The 18,225-nt window shown below is 40.3% G+C and carries 15 protein-coding genes; 3 read left to right on the top strand and 12 right to left on the bottom strand.

What is annotated here, in order from left to right:
• Positions 1-48 precede the first annotated feature (48 nt).
• From A6J31_RS08015 to A6J31_RS11565, 10 genes are all read right to left on the bottom strand, one after another.
• On the bottom strand, positions 49-2,427 hold the full coding sequence (locus tag A6J31_RS08015; protein WP_080611246.1) for a VirB4-like conjugal transfer ATPase, CD1110 family: 2,379 nt from the start codon (positions 2,425-2,427) through the stop codon (positions 49-51).
• Positions 2,408-2,788, bottom strand: coding sequence for a PrgI family protein (locus A6J31_RS08020; RefSeq protein ID WP_080610927.1), 381 nt, complete (start codon positions 2,786-2,788; stop codon positions 2,408-2,410). The genes A6J31_RS08015 and A6J31_RS08020 overlap by 20 nt, the downstream gene beginning before the upstream one ends.
• Before the next feature lie 14 nt (positions 2,789-2,802).
• A complete protein-coding gene (locus A6J31_RS08025) occupies positions 2,803-3,552 on the bottom strand; it encodes a hypothetical protein (protein WP_037599298.1) in 750 nt (249 codons plus the stop codon).
• A 61-nt stretch (positions 3,553-3,613) separates the two neighbouring features.
• Complete coding sequence (locus A6J31_RS08030) at positions 3,614-3,958, bottom strand: hypothetical protein (protein ID WP_142390727.1); 345 nt, start codon at positions 3,956-3,958, stop codon at positions 3,614-3,616.
• A gap of 76 nt (positions 3,959-4,034) precedes the next feature.
• Positions 4,035-4,262 (bottom strand): hypothetical protein, encoded by a 228-nt coding sequence (locus A6J31_RS08035; protein WP_080610932.1) that lies wholly within the window; start codon positions 4,260-4,262, stop codon positions 4,035-4,037.
• 593 nt (positions 4,263-4,855) lie between these two features.
• A complete protein-coding gene (locus tag A6J31_RS08045) occupies positions 4,856-5,701 on the bottom strand; it encodes a hypothetical protein (protein ID WP_080610938.1) in 846 nt (281 codons plus the stop codon).
• A gap of 4 nt (positions 5,702-5,705) precedes the next feature.
• Positions 5,706-6,017 carry a hypothetical protein gene (locus tag A6J31_RS08050; protein WP_049545419.1) on the bottom strand — a complete coding sequence of 104 codons (312 nt, stop codon included), beginning with the start codon at positions 6,015-6,017 and terminating at the stop codon, positions 5,706-5,708.
• A gap of 353 nt (positions 6,018-6,370) precedes the next feature.
• On the bottom strand, positions 6,371-6,625 hold the full coding sequence (locus tag A6J31_RS08055) for a hypothetical protein (protein ID WP_053090567.1): 255 nt from the start codon (positions 6,623-6,625) through the stop codon (positions 6,371-6,373).
• A gap of 87 nt (positions 6,626-6,712) precedes the next feature.
• On the bottom strand, positions 6,713-7,579 hold the full coding sequence (locus tag A6J31_RS08060; protein ID WP_192573925.1) for a replication initiator protein A: 867 nt from the start codon (positions 7,577-7,579) through the stop codon (positions 6,713-6,715).
• A 3-nt stretch (positions 7,580-7,582) separates the two neighbouring features.
• Positions 7,583-7,744, bottom strand: coding sequence for a hypothetical protein (locus tag A6J31_RS11565; protein WP_171963550.1), 162 nt, complete (start codon positions 7,742-7,744; stop codon positions 7,583-7,585).
• 203 nt (positions 7,745-7,947) lie between these two features.
• Between A6J31_RS11565 and A6J31_RS08065 the strand changes: the two genes are divergently transcribed.
• On the top strand, positions 7,948-8,901 hold the full coding sequence (locus tag A6J31_RS08065) for a hypothetical protein (protein WP_014635048.1): 954 nt from the start codon (positions 7,948-7,950) through the stop codon (positions 8,899-8,901).
• Positions 8,902-10,068: 1,167 nt separating this feature from the next.
• Entirely contained in the window at positions 10,069-11,220 is a 1,152-nt protein-coding gene (gene mutY, locus A6J31_RS08075; RefSeq protein ID WP_080610940.1) for an A/G-specific adenine glycosylase, read from the top strand.
• Between the two features lie 294 nt (positions 11,221-11,514).
• Here mutY and A6J31_RS08080 read toward each other — a convergent pair whose 3' ends face one another.
• Positions 11,515-12,615, bottom strand: coding sequence for a DUF6287 domain-containing protein (locus A6J31_RS08080; RefSeq protein ID WP_225791568.1), 1,101 nt, complete (start codon positions 12,613-12,615; stop codon positions 11,515-11,517).
• A 416-nt stretch (positions 12,616-13,031) separates the two neighbouring features.
• Positions 13,032-15,671: a DNA polymerase I gene (polA, locus tag A6J31_RS08085; protein WP_080610941.1), complete on the bottom strand. Its 2,640-nt coding sequence runs from the start codon at positions 15,669-15,671 to the stop codon at positions 13,032-13,034.
• 174 nt (positions 15,672-15,845) lie between these two features.
• Here polA and A6J31_RS08090 point away from each other — a divergent pair, with 174 nt between their 5' ends.
• Positions 15,846-18,194 (top strand): endonuclease MutS2, encoded by a 2,349-nt coding sequence (locus A6J31_RS08090; RefSeq protein ID WP_080610943.1) that lies wholly within the window; start codon positions 15,846-15,848, stop codon positions 18,192-18,194.
• Positions 18,195-18,225: the final 31 nt, after the last annotated feature.

Raw genomic sequence — 18,225 nt, forward strand, 5'->3', positions numbered from 1 at the left:
CACCCCTTTCTATTTAGATATGAAAAAAGAGGTGATTATCTATCACCTCTATGCACCTGCTTCAGAATAAGCATCTGTTGCAATTAGTTTAAATAATTTCGTAGTGCTTGGGATTGGGTTTTCAAAAGGAACCACTGTTCCGCCTGCAATAATAAGACCTGTTCCCTTTGCTTTAGGTTTCGTTACGTATCTTAATTGACTTTCTGTCAATTCATACATAGCTGCCAACTCACGAGCATCAGACCCTTTTTGTTTCAAAAGTACAACAAATTCTGAGTTGTTTAACAGCTTACGTCCTTCAGTACGAACAAGCAACGTTTCCACGTTCTGAGTAATTCCCGTAGGAATTGCCCCATATTTACGGACACGGGCGTACAGGTTAGTGAAAAATAGTGCCTGATTATCAGTTTGAAATTGGTTTTGCATTTCATCAAAGTAAATACGTGTAGTGAATTTTCCTTGATTATTAACAACCATATTCCAAATATAGTCTTGAATAACCATCAGTGCGAAAGGCTTCAATTTCCCATCAAGTTTTTTCAAATTGAAGATAACAAAGCGGTCATTGATATCCACATTTGTTTCATAAGAGAAAATATCCTGAGAACCTTTAGCATAGGTTTCAGAAGCAATTGCCATATCTCTAGCTTCTTGTTCTGGTTGATCCAACATAATATCATGCCAATCTTTAAGGGTTGGCATACGTCCTTTATCTTGGAAACGTTCGTAAGTTAAGTGAGTTACACGGTCAATAATAGACACTTGAGCATCTGTAACTTCTGTAAGTACGTTTTCAAAGAAACCAATCAACAATGAAGATTTTTGAGCAATTGGATCTCCATCTTCAGCATCCAGTTTATCCATATCAGGCAAATCTAGTAGGTTAAGGTGAGTCTGAGAACCTGGGTAAATATCTATCATCTGCGCTCCAAATTCTCGTCCGATATCACTATATTCGTCTTCAGGGTCTACTATGATGACTCTATCATATATGTTTTTCAATAATGTTGGAATTACTTCCATTGATTTAACTGTTACCGACTTACCACTGCCTGAGCTCCCAAGAATAACACCTGAAGGTGTATTCAAATCACGTTGACGATCAAGGGTAATCGAATTATGACTTAATTGGTTTTGCCCATAATAGACTGCCCAGGGGCTCTTACTTTGAAGGTCAACGTTCGTGAAAGGGACCTGTGTCACAATATTAGAGGTTGTCATGTCACGCATATAATTTTGTTTCACTTCAAGGAACGGAATCCCAATCGGTAAAGTTGAATTAAGACCATTTTCTTGTTGGTAAGAGGCTACATCAAATTCTGCGCCATGCTTACGTCCAGCAGCCTTAACTCGACTTGTAAAGTCTTCTAGCTCTTCTTCGCTATCCGCTTTAAAGAAGACTGTGAAAATGCCTGAATAAATTTTTTGGTCATTATCCTGTATTTCAGACTTCCAAACTTCGGCTTCTTCAGCAAGCTCCGCAGCAACCCCACCAGTAGCAAGTTCCTGTGAAATACCATCACGAGCCCCTGCTTTTTGACTTTTGACCATATCCATTTTGATAGCCGCCTCTGCATTATTGATTTTTTTCAAGGACTCACCTACATCATAAGGACGTGCTAAAACATTGATAACTAATTCAATACCAACATCTACGAGCGACTTAATCAAACGATCATTAAGGAAATTCGGGTAATTTCTGACAAACATTACACGTCCAAATTGATTATCAATCTTCATCATTTTAGGTTGGAACCAAATTGAACCAGGTGCAATAAATGACTTGGTACCAAGACCACTTCGGATAAGGTCACGGTAATCAAGGTTCAAGTATGGATTACCTCTAAGAATATCAGAGAAGATATTTAATCGCTCTGAGCCATTTAATACCTTGAAATCAACATCTACCGCTTGAAATTGAGCTGTGAAGTTATTTTCGACATCATTAAGTCTACGATAGGCCATTTTCCTGTCTTCAGCTACTGTAGACACTGTAACGAATTTTTTAACCTCAAAGTTATTTTGTTCCTTGTCAAAACGATCTTTAATTATTTTATTGTATTCATCCCGATAATCATTGAAACCATCATTTACTCTGTCATAAGAAATTTGCTCTACAGCATTATCAGGTAAAGGACGGTTAATGACCGTGAGTTGATAGGTATTATCACTGTCTAAGACATTTAAAGCATCAGCATAATAATCTATAATATCTGATTTTTCGTCATCGCTTGCGGTAATGTAGTTAGCATCACCCAAGGCATAGGTCCGTGAAAACTCACGACCTGTAATGTGCATGAGTCCATCTTCAAAAAGACTCGTGTACTTAATTGTATTTTGAGTTGATTTTTTTAATGCTTTTTGTAGCTGTTTCCCACGTTCTAGCTCCTCTTGTGTAAGAGGTGGCTTAATTCCATTCGTGGACATCTTTTGCTTGCGAAAAGGCAGAATTGCCATAAGTTACCTCCTTATTATTTCCAAATGCTGTGAAATCATCATCAGTTTGATAGCTTCTTTCTTGAATTGTTAAGATAAATAGCATTCGTTCTTTAACAATCCCGTCCAACTTAAGCCCATAGACGATAAAAGGTGGTGTTCCTAGAACAACCACCATATACATATATAGGTCAGGAAAAGACCAAAAAACTGTTGGTAAGACACCAATCATAACGACAGCTCCTACACCTAAGACCATTATAAAAATGCGGGCCGTCATACCGCCTACTACCGACCTTTCATACTGGTCAATTTCTTTTAGGAAAATCGACCCTAATTTACTTTTATTCAACTATATACCTCCATTTAGTTAGCTTGGAGAAGTGATCTTGCCATCCGTTGTGAACCTAAGAGCAACCAAACAAATAAAATGCACTTTCCAATATAAGAAAAACCTGATGCAAATGTTTTTATCCAATCTGCATTAGCTAGGTCAATATCGGTTTGCACTCCGAAGGCATGCCAAATAACCAATAGAATGACAATCAAAAGTCCTTGGAGGGCAGCTGCGGTAGTCTTTCTCAATAAATTAGTCGCAATGCTTCTTGTGTCATCAGACATCCAAAAAGCAACGATTAAAGGTGATACGGCTCTGTAGAGATAAAGTTCAATAAATCTCATAAATACTAGGATATTTGTTAGCATCAAGGCTGTGGCACCGCAAAGATATGCTAGTGCATTTACAACCGCCCTAATGACCCAATTTCCTTTTTTAAGAGCTGTAAATTCAAAAAGATCATTCGATACGTTAGCTCCAACCATACGTATCAATAGACTAGTAACCTGCATAATAGCAACAACAATTTGGCTTGACAGGGCTACTAGAAAGTATGCAATAAGATACTTTAAAGCAACTTCTAACATGAGACGATAAGTCAGTTCTCCGCCTTGTTGCTTAAGATACTTGTACCAGGACATCATTTCTACTAACAAAAAGAAACTAACAATAATATAACCTACTACAACAAAACTTTTATTAATACCAATAACAGCTTGGTTTGCAGCGCTATTATATTGCCTTAAACTTTTTGTCATGTTTTTTATAAGTTCGTCCATAGTCCTCCCTTCATACTTTAAGGATAAAAAAAGAAGTGTCTGAAACACTTCATGATAAATATTAACGTGATAAGAGAAAAACAAAACCTATGATACGTACAAAAAAGAAGAAAATGGTCAAAATAATATTAACTATAAATAAAGCAAGTGAGAAAGCAAGTTTTACCAACCCCCATAAAACACTGAAGATAAATGTCAGTGCATTCCAAAGGCTTCTCCAGGCTGATTTTTTGCGATAGTTAGGACTATGATTTGAAATATAATCCTGACTTTCGACAGTTAAAGGAGTAGATGACTCAGAAATTACAAAAATATCACCATTTTTTTCGGCTTCATAAACCTCTGAAATAGATGGTTTATGACCATTGATACTTTCGTAATAGTCAATCCATTCTTCTCTATTCATAATCATCAACCTCTTTCCTAATCTTTTTCTTATTGTATCATAATTATTAACGCTTTGGTATCTCTCTAAATATCTTTTAATATTGAATTGCGTTGATCGCAGCAACAATTGCAGCTGCAATACCTGATGCTACAGCAGCTAGTCCGCCACCATAAACCATACTTGCCATTCCATTATCTGTTTGTTGTGGGTTTTGGTTCTTTTTTCCTTGGAAAAAGTCAATTGCACCAACAAAACACCATCCTAGTCCGCCAATAGCAACTAGACCACCCATAATAGTAATAATTTTTGTAACAACTTCCATTTTTTAATTTCTCCTTTGTTTCGCAAAAAAGAGGCATCAACCTCTAGTTAGTCTTCTTCAATAATCACACAAGGTTCATCTTCTAGTAAGATGACTTGTGGAGCTTCTTGTTTATATTCAATCATGATAGAACCTCCATCTATACAAAGGACAGTTAGATTTCATAGACAGTTTATTGACTTATCTAGGTCAATATTCAAACAAATAACGAGCCAGGGAATCGAACCCCGTTACGCTCCTAAAAGCACTCGCTACTAACCAATGTCTTATCTTAGTTTTTGGTTAAATGAAATCTAACTGGCTTGTATTTTAATGATTAGGTTTATTTATTTTCTGACATTATTATGCTATAATGTCGATGTAAGTTTTAAATTTTTATAAATTTTTAACTAACCCCGATGGCCGTCGGGTTTTTTTTGTGTAGAGGTTGCTGAAGACCTCTTCTTTAAGACGGGTTTATCAAGCCATTCAAACCGTCCTGATAATTTTTTAAAATTTGTAATATAACGGCCGATTAAAATGTATAGCATATTAAGACCAGTTAAAATTACAAATGATAAAAGAATTCCTAAAATTGGTTTTAGGTAATCCATCTAGTCCTTCTTACGTTTTGGCAAGAAACCAAGTCCTGCTGCAATAAGAAATGCGCCTAGGCTTGTAAGGCTTACTGTACGGGCAGTGTCATCATCACCAGTGTGTGGTAACGCCTCTGTTTCGGTGGCTGCTGCTTGTTTCTCAGTTGACGGTTTAGCTTCAGGAGCTTTATCCGTTACCTTATTTGGATCAGGAATTTGACTGTTAGAAGCGGTTGTTTTTGACTTCACCTTCTCAGAAGTAGATGGCTTTTCCTCAGTCTTTGGTGTTGTTGGAGGAGCTGGTGTCACAGGTGTGGTAGGTGCTGTAACACCAGAAGTCCCGTCTGATACATGACTAGCGCTCGTATCAGGAGCCTTGTCTGTTGACTTATCTGTTGGAACAGTAGGAGTCACCGTCTCAGAAGTGGATGGCTTTTCCTCAGTCTTTGGTGTTGTCGAAGGAGTTGGTGTCACAGGTGTGGTAGGTGCTGTAACACCAGAAGTCCCGTCTGATACATGACTAGCGCTCGTATCAGGAGCCTTGTCTGTTGACTTATCTGTTGGAACAGTAGGAGTCACCGTCTCAGAAGTGGATGGCTTTTCCTCAGTCTTTGGTGTTGTCGAAGGAGTTGGTGTCACAGGTGTGGTAGGTGCTGTAACACCAGAAGTCCCGTCTGATACATGACTAGCGCTCGTATCAGGAGCCTTGTCTGTTGACTTGTCTGTTGGAACAGGAGCAGTCACGCTAACCGTTGGGCTAGTTGACCCGTCACTGACAGGAGTTGTTTCATCAGCGAAAACCCCTGATGATGCAGTTGCAAGCACTGCTGTTGAGATAAGTGAAATAAATTTTGCTTTATTCAAAGTCTCATACCTCTCTTTTCTTTTCCTTGCGGTGATAACCAACACCGCTTAAGCGAAGGAAGGATTGGTTGTTTTGCACAAATTTTCTTGCAATAACTAAATTATTCCGTTTAACGACTGATATTGCTTGAAATATAGTTGCAAAAGGCACAATCTCTTCCACGTTTACAAGTCGTCCATTTTTTCGCTCTTTTTTTTGAATTGCTGCGAACTTTGGCCGACATTTGGCAACGGTACCGTCTTGAAGATATAGCAGTACACCACCTTCAAGACCGAGTTGCCTGAGATCAGATAATCTCAAAAGAGTATCATTCATTTCGAACTCCTTTTTTTGCTTTTGTTTAACCCCAAAATAGTTAAATCTGCATTTTGACGTAAGGTTTATAGCTTTGTTCACCTCGAACTCATTAAGGCTGGTAGCCACGGCCCGCTTGACCAACCACACAATTTAAACTATGGGTCCTACCTCGTTAGCACTTACTTCCTGTAAGCGTGCCTTTGTTATACTTGATACCAGGCGCTAGATATACTTCTACTAGCTACGCTTTCGCCCCCATTTCTTTATTTTATGCCTTAAGTATCACTAATCAGGACGAAAGATTATTATTCAGTTTTCAAGGAACACCAAGCAGTTTTAAGACCTGCTAAGGTCAAAGCTAAAGCAGCTTGTTACATACCAGTTGAAATCCAAGGGCCAACGCTGTCATAGACCCATCCAACGCCATTAGCATAGCCTTTTAGGACACTACGGTAATAGAGTCTTCCACGAATTCGGCGGTACTCATAGTAACGTCTTACTGGAGTGTCTGCGTGTGCGACATTATCACCTGTCTTGTGCTGAACAGCACTGATTGTTGCACCACCCACTCCAAGAAGAGCGACTGCAAGCATAGCTTTAGCGGTAAGTTTGTTAGCAAATTTCATTTTGCTACCTCCTAAAAAACATTTGTGACAGTTTAACGACTTATCCAGGTCATGCTTTCAAGAAGGTACTTACTTATATTTGCCAGGTCATCCATTAGCATTTTCTTGTTTTCGTTTCTCTTGATTGAAAACAGCTAGGATGCCATTAAAAACGAACTCTGCGACTTTCTCTGTCGAGGCTGCATAACGCATATTATCAAGAGCATATTGATAACGTTCATCAAAATGACGCATTACAAAGTCTGCTGAAGCTTTTGAGAACCTCTCTTGTCTTAGACGTTCATATACAAGTCCCCAAATATAATCTCTATCGTACTGTGTCGCTTCATCAACTTTTCGGTTTAGCGTGTTTTGATATTTATCATCTTGACTAGAGTAAGCTATCTCCTCGTCATCGTCAGAAGGAATGTCAGTGTCGCTAATATTAGTATCACTGTTATCAGTATCATTAGTGTCTGAATCTGACACCCCCCTAGTCTGAATCTGGTACCCCTCTAGTCCAAATCTGACACCCCCCTGGTCTAAATCTGACACCGGGGGGGTGTCTGGTTCAGAAAAGTCGGTGTTTACAAGGGTTCTAGTAGATTTGTCGTCAATTAATTGACCTAGGTATATTCTATTTGCGAGGGTACCTTTTTGACTATTTGACTGCTTAACTTCATAAATCAAGCCGTACTCAGTCAATTGCTTTTTAATTCTTAGAAGTGTTGATTTTGAACAATTCAAAATTTCCATCAAATTAGCATTTGAATAAACTAGATAAATATATCCTGCTTCGTCAATCCAGTTATTTTTCAGGGAAAGACTCAAGCGATCTTTTAGAATTGCGTAAGCAACTTTAGTATCAATCCGCATTTGTTTATAGCGGTCACTTTCAAAAAGAATTTTGGGCAATGCATAGAAACGTTCTGACGTTTGAAATTCGTCTGCTGTAATCATCTGAATTTTTGTCATTACTTATACCTCTTTCAGTCTGAAATCACCGTTGGAAGCAAAACCGACTAAGCCAAAAGCTTCAAGTTCTTCAATACTGGTGACTGTTTCCTGACGTGATAACCCTGTTTGTTCCATCAAAAAAGAAATAATAGCTTCTCGTGAATTTTGCTCGCTAGGTGTCATCCCTAACCTCCAAATTAGATTTTTTTAACAAATAAAAGAGAACGCTCTTAACGCTCTCTTTGTAATTTTTTTATTCTTCCAAATCGGGACACATAGCTTATTAACTTTATCTTCCAAATAGTAAAAAGTTTAAATGACCAAGAAAAGAGCTAGACCTCATCAGTTATCTTTTCTCTGACTAAACTTCATGCTAAAATAAGAGAATGCTTTATCATAAAAAGAAATTAGGGGAAAAACTAGGACTTCCAACCTTTAACCACTACTACAATATTCCTATTACTACCCTAGAATATGATTTTAAAAACTTAGGTCCAAGTGATACCTACATTATCACTTTTAAACAGGACAATAACCTCTTTGTTGTTGACATAAGACATCAGCTTGGTCATACCAGTCATTTTGATACCGTCTCCCTCTTTGAACAAGATAATCTCTTATCAGGTATCGCTGCTGTCCCTTTAGCCTCTGTTCCTAGCATACAAATCTTGTCTTTTCCAGACAAGTTACACTCTCTGAACCCTAGTCAGCGTCTAAAAAATCTCGTCGCTCTTTACTACAAGGATGAAGAAATCATGCGTTACCTCAAGACGAATAAAAATATCGGTGATCAGGTGACAAGATATCAATTAGAGGCTGATCGACTAGAAAGACAAGGTAAGAGTTTTGACTTCTTCAAGTACACCAGTCGTGGCAAAGTACGAGAAGAAGACGGTCTATCGGAAGTGTCTAGCAAGGACTACGACTTCATTCCTGATTTTCATCCCTTCTTAACCTCACCAAGAAGCCAGCAGGTTTTAAGCGTCCCAGTAACCTACTGTGATGACAAAACGAAACAGACCGCTAAAATAGACATCATGGGGTGGTATATCAAGGACCAGCAACTTAAGATTCGTTGGAAACCCAAGTACATGCGCAAACGGCGATGGCGCTCATCACGTATCTCAATTGATATCGTGACCGACAACTACTTCTTCCAAGGACAAATCTATAGAGATAGTAGTGCTCCCATATTTCTGAACAACCTAAGCTTTGATAGCAAGATTCCTAAGAGCTTCCTGCCGCATCTTAAAAATCAATACCAAATCTTTATGGCTCTAGTCGAAGAACAAAAAAGACTGGCTCTCCTACGAAAGGTCCAGTTAAACAATAAGGATTAAGTACCTTTCAGCAAAATTCAACATATCAAAAAGCTCATTCTTACACGCTAGAATGAGCTTTTAAGATTCTTCAATTGTCATTAGAACATCCTTTTGGAATTTTGTAAAAAATATTTTCATAAGGAGGAGTCATTGTGTGTCACCATTTTTATACCTAGCAATCATAGATTACCTCCATCAACTTACAAATAACTTTTTTGTATTGTAAATTTTCTATTACATTGGTATCACTCCCTAAGCTATTTTATGCAATAACTTGAAGTGTCTCCATTTTTATAACGTCCTAAATTCATCATCATAGTAATCACCTCTGATTCGTATGATTTGAGACCTATCTCCCCATTGACCACTCAATGAGATTTACTTGTCGCCGTTCTTATAACGACTTACATCAAACATCAACATAAGCGTCACCTCGGTACTTTTTTACAAGATTTAAGCATTTAACTTTTGTCGATAGTTTACTCATTTGGCATCGGTATCACTCCTTAAGCTATTTTACGCAACAGCTTAAGTGTCTCCATTTTTATACCTACTAACATTTCTCATGAGCTTTACCTCACTTTTTGACGTTAATCTTGAGTTTAGCTTTCAATTTCTGGTGGTATCACTCCCTTGTAGCTATTTTATGCAACATTTTTAATCGCCGTTTTTATACCTACTGATATTTTTCATGAACTCACCTCGTTCATCTTAAGAATATAGGATTTACGTTTCGTGTGGCATGGGTATCACTCCTTAGGCTATTTTACGCAACAACCTAAGTGTCTCCATTTTTATACCTACTAACATTTCTCATGAGCTTTACCTCACTTCTTCTTAAGTTAACAGATTTGAGTTTAGCTTTCGACTTCTGGTGGTATCACTCCCTTGTAGCTATTTTATGCGACTGAATTAATCTCCGTTCTTGTAACGTCCTACTGTCATGTGGTCACGCTCCTCAGAGATGAATGGTAAAGTTATTTGTTTTGCCTACTGTTTTGTTTAGAGATTTTAGTCTCCGTTTTTGTACCTTGAAATATTGACTCTCACCATGGCTTTTACCTCCTTGATGAATCCTTATCTTCTTTACACTCTTAGTATAATGTAAACGCTTACTTTTGTCAATCTTTTTAACAGAAAAACGCATGATTTTTTGAAAAAAGATTTCTTTGCTACAATAGAGACATGTTAGATTTAAAAGAATACGGCATTATCATGTGGGATGCTGAGAAAATCGCCTCTTTTCGTCGTACCCTCCTGGACTGGTACGATCGAGAGAAACGAGACCTCCCATGGCGTAGGACTAAGAATCCCTACTATATCTGGATTAGCGAAATTATGCTACAACAAACCCAGGTTCAAACTGTCATTCCCTATTACGAGCGCTTTTTAGACTGGTTCCCAACAGTTAAGGATCTGGCTGAGGCTCCAGAAGAGAAACTTCTCAAGGCTTGGGAGGGGTTAGGTTACTATTCACGTGTCCGCAACATGCAAAAGGCTGCACAACAAATCATGGATGACTTTGATGGCCAGTTCCCAGATACTTATGAAAATATTGCCAAACTTAAGGGCATCGGTCCCTATACTGCTGGTGCTATTTCTAGTATCGCCTTTGGACTCCCCGAACCTGCTGTTGATGGTAATGTTATGCGAGTTATGGCTCGTCTCTTTGAGGTTAACTATGATATCGGAGACGCCAAAAATCGTAAGATTTTCCAAGCGATTATGGAAATCTTGATTGACCCTGACCGTCCAGGTGATTTTAATCAGGCGCTTATGGACCTTGGAACCGATATCGAATCAGCTAAAAATCCGAGACCAGACGAAAGTCCAATTCGCTTTTTCTGTGCAGCCTATCTTAACGGAACTTATGACAAGTACCCTATCAAATTGCCTAAGAAAAAGCCTAAACCTATGCAAATTCAGGCTTTTATTATCAAAAATGAAAAGGGAGAATTTTTGCTCGAAAAAAATGTCGAGGGACGCCTACTAGGTGGTCTCTGGTCCTTCCCTATCATGGAAACGGACTTTATTGGTCAACAACTTAGTCTTTTTGAAAAGGACGATTGTATTCTCGAGACAGTCTCTCAAAAGGCTATTTTTGAGGAAAATTATGCCCTCAAACCAGAGTGGACGAATAATAGTTTTACACCCGTAAAGCATACTTTCAGCCACCAAAAATGGACCATCGAGATGGTGGAAGGTAGCGTTAATGACGATAAAGTCACTACCGATAAGGAGCTATGCTGGGTAGCGGCTGAAGACTTCGACCAGTTTCCAATGGCCACACCACAGAAGAAAATGATTAAAACTTATGAAGACAGCAAAAAAGGATAGCGTTGAGTGCTACCCTTTTTCTTATGCATCAACTTTATTGTGCTTCCGGCTACGCAAAGCAAGGTATACTTTTGAAAGAACTACTCCCCAAAAGATATAAAACAACTCCAAATAAGTCACATTTTTTGACATCAAAAACTCAATCATAATACGACACTCCTTTTTATTAAGAACTCCTGCCACTGTTCTTAGTTGTGCTTCTATTATAGGTAAGATGGCCAATAAAAAATAGTGACATAAATGTCACTATAGAGAACAAAAAGCCGAAACGTTCAAGTTTCAGCTTGAGAATTATTAATCTACTTTGTAGAAGAAGTAACTGTCGTCTGTGGTGCCATAAAGCGACTGCCCACCCCAGATACGATCCTTACTTTTATCTGACTGATCGTCTACTTTCTCATTAGGTGATGATGTTATCTCCCCAGTCAGAGATATTCCTTTAGGTAAGAATGCCATTGCTCCTCCAGCAGCACCAACACCAGATTTAGGACTAGTACCTGATTTAAGGTAGCCATCCGTAACCTTTGAATATTCAATCCCTATCCTTTCTGTGTCACTAACCAACCCATTCTTGTCAAAAGTCAGTGTCATCCCTTTACCATTCTTCCAAGTTCCAGCAATACTAGAGAAATCACCATTTTGGATGGCATTGATATCCATACCAGTCTCTTGGTTGGACTTGCTATCGCTACTGCTTGCATCTGTCTCGTCGCTACTTGAGTCGTCAAAGTCATACCAATCTTCGGAAGATAAATCCAAAGTCTGTTCGTTACCTAAGCCAACCTTACTGGCACCGTCAGTTGTCTCAGACATACTGAAATCAACCGATTGAAGTTGATTAAAGACTCCATCCTTGATTTCATAGGTCTCAGCCTTTGCTTCAGGCTTCATTCTATGAAATAACTGAGAATAAATAATCCCATTTTTATAAAAATGCAGTGTATTCAAGTAACCACCCTTGGCAAAGGTTCCAGCACTTATAGCAAAAACAGGCTTATCATCATTATCAAGATAATATAGCGCATGAACACTATCAGGAGTCCCAATCAAAAACTCAGCTGAGCCATCATCGTTGATGTCTACATAGCTATATTGAACGTTTTCTCCTGCTCTTTTAGCATCAAAAATGGTGCTAGTTGCATAAGCTTCCTCAGTTGAGAGGTTGCTTGGAACAGCTGATGTATCACTATTTAGAGCAATGGGACGATAGAGGTCCAAGACCGAAGCGTAGAGCTCATCGTAGCTCACTTCCTCAGTCTCAGATGAATCCCCACTCACTTGCTCAGACTTAGAGGTGCTGTCCCCTGAACCTGAGATGTCCGTATTTGTTGCGTTACAAGCCGTCAGCAAGAACAAACTTGATAAGAGCGCAAATCCTGTTAATTTCTTTTTCATAACTATCCTTTCATAAGAAATGATCTAACGTTAACATTAAATCATTTAAATCTCTCTGACATTATATTAACAATTGCATGATTATTAAGTCAAGTATTTTTTGAAAAATTAATTTATGTTTATTTAGCAAGAACACATATATAATCAGAGCTTCCACTATTATCCAACAATTCCATCCTCAATTAAATTAGAGTTTTAATTAAAATATCTAGATATTAATTAGTGATTCTTTTTACAATTACAAGTATACGCATCAAAAAAAGCCGGACCTCAGTCCAGCTTTCATCTGTCTATTTCTACTTGGTCATAAAGTAGGTGATGATTACCAATACTGCCACGATAGCTAGGACAACGGCCAGAAATCCTAGCATGTAGCGCAAGAGAAAGTAGGTAAATGGAAAATTTTCTTTCATGTTTTACTTTGCCTCATACCATGTGCGACCGTCATTCTCATCTGCGATGAGAGGGACAGCGAGTTCGACTGCAGCTTCCATGGTTTCTTTGACCAAGGCTTTCATCGCTACAAGTTCGTTGTTTGGCACCTCAAGGACGATTTCATCGTGCACCTGGAGGAGCATCTTAGTTTTATAGCCACCTTCTACCAGAGCCTTATCTAGGTTAATCATAGCAATCTTGAGGATATCAGCGGCACTTCCTTGGATAGGCGAGTTGATGGCTGTACGCTCTGCGAAATTGCGGACGTTAAAGTTACGAGAATTGATATCTGGCAACTCACGACGGCGGTGGAAGAGAGTTTCTACGTAGCCCTTATCCTTGGCTTCACGAACCACATTATCCATATAAGCCTTAATACCAGGATAACGCTCAAAGTAAGTGTCGATATACTCCTTGGCCTTCTTACGACTAATGCCAAGGTTGTTGGATAGACCAAAGTCAGAAATACCATAAACGATACCGAAGTTAACAGCCTTGGCGTTACGACGATCGTTAGGTGTGACATCCTCTGGCTTTTCAATGCCAAAGACACGCATGGCTGTAGAGGTATGGATATCTGCCCCCTCTTTAAAGGCTGCAATCAAATGCTCATCTCCCGAAATATGGGCAAGCACGCGCAACTCAATCTGTGAGTAATCCGAGCTTAAAAGCACTGCATCCTCAGTCGATGGGACAAAGGCCTTACGAATGAGACGACCTTGCTCCAAGCGAACGGGGATATTTTGCAGGTTGGGATCCACTGATGACAGACGTCCTGTCTGAGTTAGATCCTGCACATAACGGGTATGGATTTTGCCATCCTCAAGGATATAATCCTGAAGCCCCAAGACATAGGTAGACTGAAGCTTAGTAATTTGGCGGTACTCCAAAATCTTAGCTACGATTGGAGCAATCGGTGCTAATCGTTCAAGGACATCCACAGCTGTTGAGTAACCGGTCTTGGTTTTCTTAGTGTATTCCAAAGGTAGCCCCATCTTTTCAAAAAGGATAACACCCAACTGTTTAGGCGAGTTAATATTGAACTCCTCGCCCGCCATTTCGTAGATTTCTTGGGTCAATTTATCGATAACTACTTGGTTTTCCACTGCCATCTCGTTAAGGGTTTGTCCCTTAACCTTAATACCAGCGATTTCCATCTTGGCTAGTACATTTGCCAGTGGTAATTCCATATCAAAGAGGAGCTCTGATTGAACGTGTTCAGCCAATTTTTCGAGCATGACCGGTTTGGCAACCTGAAGGACTTTGACTTTCTTAGCCAGGTGGCTGAGTAAGACCTCTTTTTCAGGAACCGCACGCTTAGCTCCCTTGCCATAGACCACTTCATCTGTTTCCAACGGTAGGTCCGTATAGAGGCGGGCAATGGTTGACAATTCATTGTCTTCAACGGTTGAGAGCAGATACTTGGCCAGACGGGCATCAAAATTAGCCGTCGGCAAGTCAATACCTAGATGGCTCAAAAGGACCTTACTACGCTTGAAATCGTAGATATTAACAGCTTTTGAAAGAGCTGCCTGGAATGCCTCTGATTTAAGTAGGTCTGTATCTGTAGACGCATAAATCTGCTTGTCATTCCCCCAAGCAAAACCGATGATAGGTTCTGTGTGATAATTGTCACCGAGAATTTCAAAATAGAAGAAATCATCAGAGCTAAAGTGATCCGCTGTCACTTGGCTAGGCTCAGTATAGGCCACATCAAAATCCTGCGGCACAGCCTCTCCACCAAGGGCATTTTTGAACTGAACAAAGCCCATCTCGTCATAAAAGGCTGCCAATTTTTCAAGGTCAGGTCCCGTAAAGGCTGTATCATCTAGGCCAATTTCAATAGGAGACTGGGTATCAATGGTCGCCAGTGTTTTAGAGAGGAAGGCTTGTTCCTTGTCATTGATAAGATTTTCCTTCATTTTGGACTTCTTCATCTCATCAATATGCTCATAGATACCTTCAAGAGAACCGTGTTCCAAGAGGAGCTTGAGACCAGTCTTTTCACCAATCTTAGTAACTCCTGGAATATTATCGGACTTATCACCCATGAGAGCCTTGAGGTCGATGAATTGCGCTGGGGTAATCCCCATTTTCTCCATGAGGTAGTCGGGTGTGAAGGCCTCAAACTCAGCCACACCTTTCTTCGAAATCTCAACGACTGTGTTTTCGTCAGTCAGCTGAATCAAGTCTTTATCCCCAGAGACAACAGTAATTTGATAGTCCTCACTGGTATTTTCAGCCATCTTAGCCAAGGTACCGATAATGTCGTCTGCCTCATACTGAGCCAGGTCATAATAGGCAATACCACGTGCAGCCAACATCTCACGGATATAAGGAAACTGCTCACGGAATTCCTCTGGAGTCTTGGCACGACCAGCCTTATAGTCCGCAAACATCTCTGTACGGAAAGTTGTTTTACCCGCATCAAAGGCTACCAAGACATGAGTCGGTTGGATACGCTCAAGCAGGTTGTCCAACATGAGGTGGAAGCCATAAATGGCATTGGTATGAAGGCCACTATTGTTACGAAAACGGTCAATTTGATTATAAAGTGCGAAAAAGGCACGAAAGGCAACGGATGAACCGTCAATTAGGAGTAATTTTTTCTGATTAGTCATAGGTTTATTATAGCATAGATGAGAGCATTGGTTTTAATTGAAAACCTCTTATTTTAGGGAGACTCTTTTGTAAAAATAGCTAGTCAACATCTGATGACAAGAGTCCGCTCATAAAACGACCTCAGGCATTTCCCACCTCCACGCCCCATAGGCAAATGTGCTATAATAGAAGCTATGAACACAAAGATTTTAGACCAATTAGAATTTAACAAGGTCAAGGACCAGTTCACAGAATACCTGCAGACCGAACAGGCTCAGGCGGAGTTACGTGACTTGGTGCCTATGACCAATCCAGAGAGAATTCAAAATCAATTTACAGAAATCCAAGAAATGGCAGAGATTCTCGTAGAACACCACGGCTTTGCCATTGGTAGCTTGCGAGATATTTCTGAACCCTTGCGTCGCTTGGAATTGGATGCTGACCTCAACATTCAGGAGCTTATTGCCATCAAGAAGGTGCTGCAAGCTTCAGCTGACCTTGGTCGCTTCTACGCTGACCTTGAAAATGTTGAGCTCGTCGCTCTAAAACGTCTTTTCGAAAAGATTGAGGCCTTCCCAAGTCTACAAGGCAGTCTTCAAAGCATCAATGACGGTGGTTTCATTGAGCATTTTGCTAGCCCTGAGTTGCAAAATATCCGTCGTCAACTCAAATCTTGTGATGATGCCATTCGCCAGACCTTGCAAGACATTCTCAAGAAATCTGGCCACATGTTGGCTGAGAGTTTGATTGCTAGTCGTAATGGTCGTTCAGTGCTGCCTGTCAAAAATACCTACCGTAACCGTATTGCTGGGGTTGTGCATGACATCTCAAGCTCTGGAAACACAGTGTATATCGAGCCACGCGCCGTTATACAGCTTAACGAAGAAATTACACAATTACGTGCAGACGAACGTCATGAGATGGCTCGTATCCTGCATGAATTGTCTGATCAACTCCGTCCACAAGCCGCTGCGATTGCCAACAACGCTTGGATTTTGGGCCACATAGACTTCATTCGAGGAAAATACCTCTATCTCCAAGATAAGAAGGCGGTTATTCCAAAGATTAGTGACAACCAAACACTTCAACTGCTTAACGTTCGTCACCCTCTCTTGGTCAACCCAGTAGCCAACGATTTACGCTTTGATGAGGACCTCACAGCCATTGTCATTACAGGTCCCAATACCGGTGGTAAAACGGTCATGCTTAAAACTCTAGGACTAGCACAGCTAATGGCTCAATCTGGTCTTCCAATCTTAGCCGATAAGGGCAGCCGTGTGGCCATTTTCCAAGAGATTTTTGCGGACATCGGAGATGAACAGTCCATTGAACAGAGTTTGTCAACATTCTCTAGTCACATGACCCACATTGTCGAGATTCTGGACGCTGCCGACAGCAACAGTCTTGTCTTGGTCGATGAGCTTGGGGCTGGTACCGACCCTCAGGAAGGGGCTAGTCTAGCCATGGCAATCCTAGAGCACCTCCGTTTGAGCCAGATTAAAACCATGGCTACTACTCACTATCCTGAGCTTAAGGCCTATGGGATTGAGACGCAACATGTGGAAAATGCCAGCATGGAGTTTGACACAGCGACTTTAAGTCCTACCTATCGTTTTATGCAGGGGGTTCCTGGTCGTTCTAATGCCTTTGAGATTGCTCGCCGCCTCGGTTTGAATGAGATTATTGTCAAGGAAGCAGAAAACCTCACAGATACTGATAGTGATGTCAACCGTATCATCGAGCAACTTGAAGCCCAAACTGTGGAAACACAAAAACGTCTGGAACACATCAAGGACGTTGAGCAAGAGAACCTTAAATTCAATCGTGCGGTCAAGAAACTCTATAATGAATTCTCCCATGAGTACGACAAGGAACTCGAAAAGGCTCAAAAAGAAATTCAAGAGATGGTGGATACAGCCTTGGCTGAGAGCGATAGTATTCTCAAAAATCTCCACGATAAGAGTCAACTCAAGCCTCACGAAGTTATCGACGCCAAAGGAAAACTCAAGAAACTTGCCCCACAGGTGGAACTCTCTAAGAATAAAGTCCTTCGTAAGGCCAAGAAAGAAAAGGCTGCGCGTGCCCCTCGTATCGGAGATGATATCATTGTTACCGCCTATGGTCAACGTGGTACCCTTACCAATCAAGCCAAAAATGGTAACTGGGAAGCCCAGGTAGGTCTCATCAAGATGACACTCAAGGCGGATGAATTCACTCTTGTTCGTGCCCAAGCGGAAGCCCAACAACCTAAGAAGAAACAGATTAACGTGGTTAAAAAAGCCAAAAAGTTATCTGGCGGTCCTCGTGCCCGTCTAGACCTTCGTGGGAAACGTTACGAAGAAGCCATGCAAGAGCTTGATGCCTTTATTGACCAAGCCCTACTTAATAACATGAGTCAGGTGGACATCATCCACGGTATTGGTACAGGTGTCATCCGTGATGCTGTTACCAAATATCTCCGCCGTCATCGCCATGTTAAAAGTTTTGAATATGCCCCACAAAGTGCCGGTGGTTCCGGATGTACCATTGCAACCTTAGGGTAAAAATAGTTAAGAAAGACTGAGACCTTGTGTC

This window comes from Streptococcus sp. FDAARGOS_192 (assembly GCF_002073815.2).
GTDB lineage: Bacteria > Bacillota > Bacilli > Lactobacillales > Streptococcaceae > Streptococcus > Streptococcus salivarius_H.

Coding starts and splice junctions, on each gene's coding strand:
- A6J31_RS08060 (WP_192573925.1), bottom strand. CDS start 7,579: ATGACAAAAATTCAGATGATTACAGCAGACGAATTTCAAACGTCAGAA.
- A6J31_RS08090 (WP_080610943.1), top strand. CDS start 15,846: ATGAACACAAAGATTTTAGACCAATTAGAATTTAACAAGGTCAAGGAC.
- A6J31_RS08030 (WP_142390727.1), bottom strand. CDS start 3,958: ATGAATAGAGAAGAATGGATTGACTATTACGAAAGTATCAATGGTCAT.
- A6J31_RS08080 (WP_225791568.1), bottom strand. CDS start 12,615: ATGAAAAAGAAATTAACAGGATTTGCGCTCTTATCAAGTTTGTTCTTG.
- A6J31_RS08050 (WP_049545419.1), bottom strand. CDS start 6,017: ATGAATGATACTCTTTTGAGATTATCTGATCTCAGGCAACTCGGTCTT.
- A6J31_RS08035 (WP_080610932.1), bottom strand. CDS start 4,262: ATGGAAGTTGTTACAAAAATTATTACTATTATGGGTGGTCTAGTTGCT.
- A6J31_RS08055 (WP_053090567.1), bottom strand. CDS start 6,625: ATGAAATTTGCTAACAAACTTACCGCTAAAGCTATGCTTGCAGTCGCT.
- A6J31_RS08025 (WP_037599298.1), bottom strand. CDS start 3,552: ATGGACGAACTTATAAAAAACATGACAAAAAGTTTAAGGCAATATAAT.
- A6J31_RS08015 (WP_080611246.1), bottom strand. CDS start 2,427: ATGTCCACGAATGGAATTAAGCCACCTCTTACACAAGAGGAGCTAGAA.
- A6J31_RS11565 (WP_171963550.1), bottom strand. CDS start 7,744: ATGACACCTAGCGAGCAAAATTCACGAGAAGCTATTATTTCTTTTTTG.
- mutY (WP_080610940.1), top strand. CDS start 10,069: ATGTTAGATTTAAAAGAATACGGCATTATCATGTGGGATGCTGAGAAA.
- A6J31_RS08065 (WP_014635048.1), top strand. CDS start 7,948: ATGCTTTATCATAAAAAGAAATTAGGGGAAAAACTAGGACTTCCAACC.
- polA (WP_080610941.1), bottom strand. CDS start 15,671: ATGACTAATCAGAAAAAATTACTCCTAATTGACGGTTCATCCGTTGCC.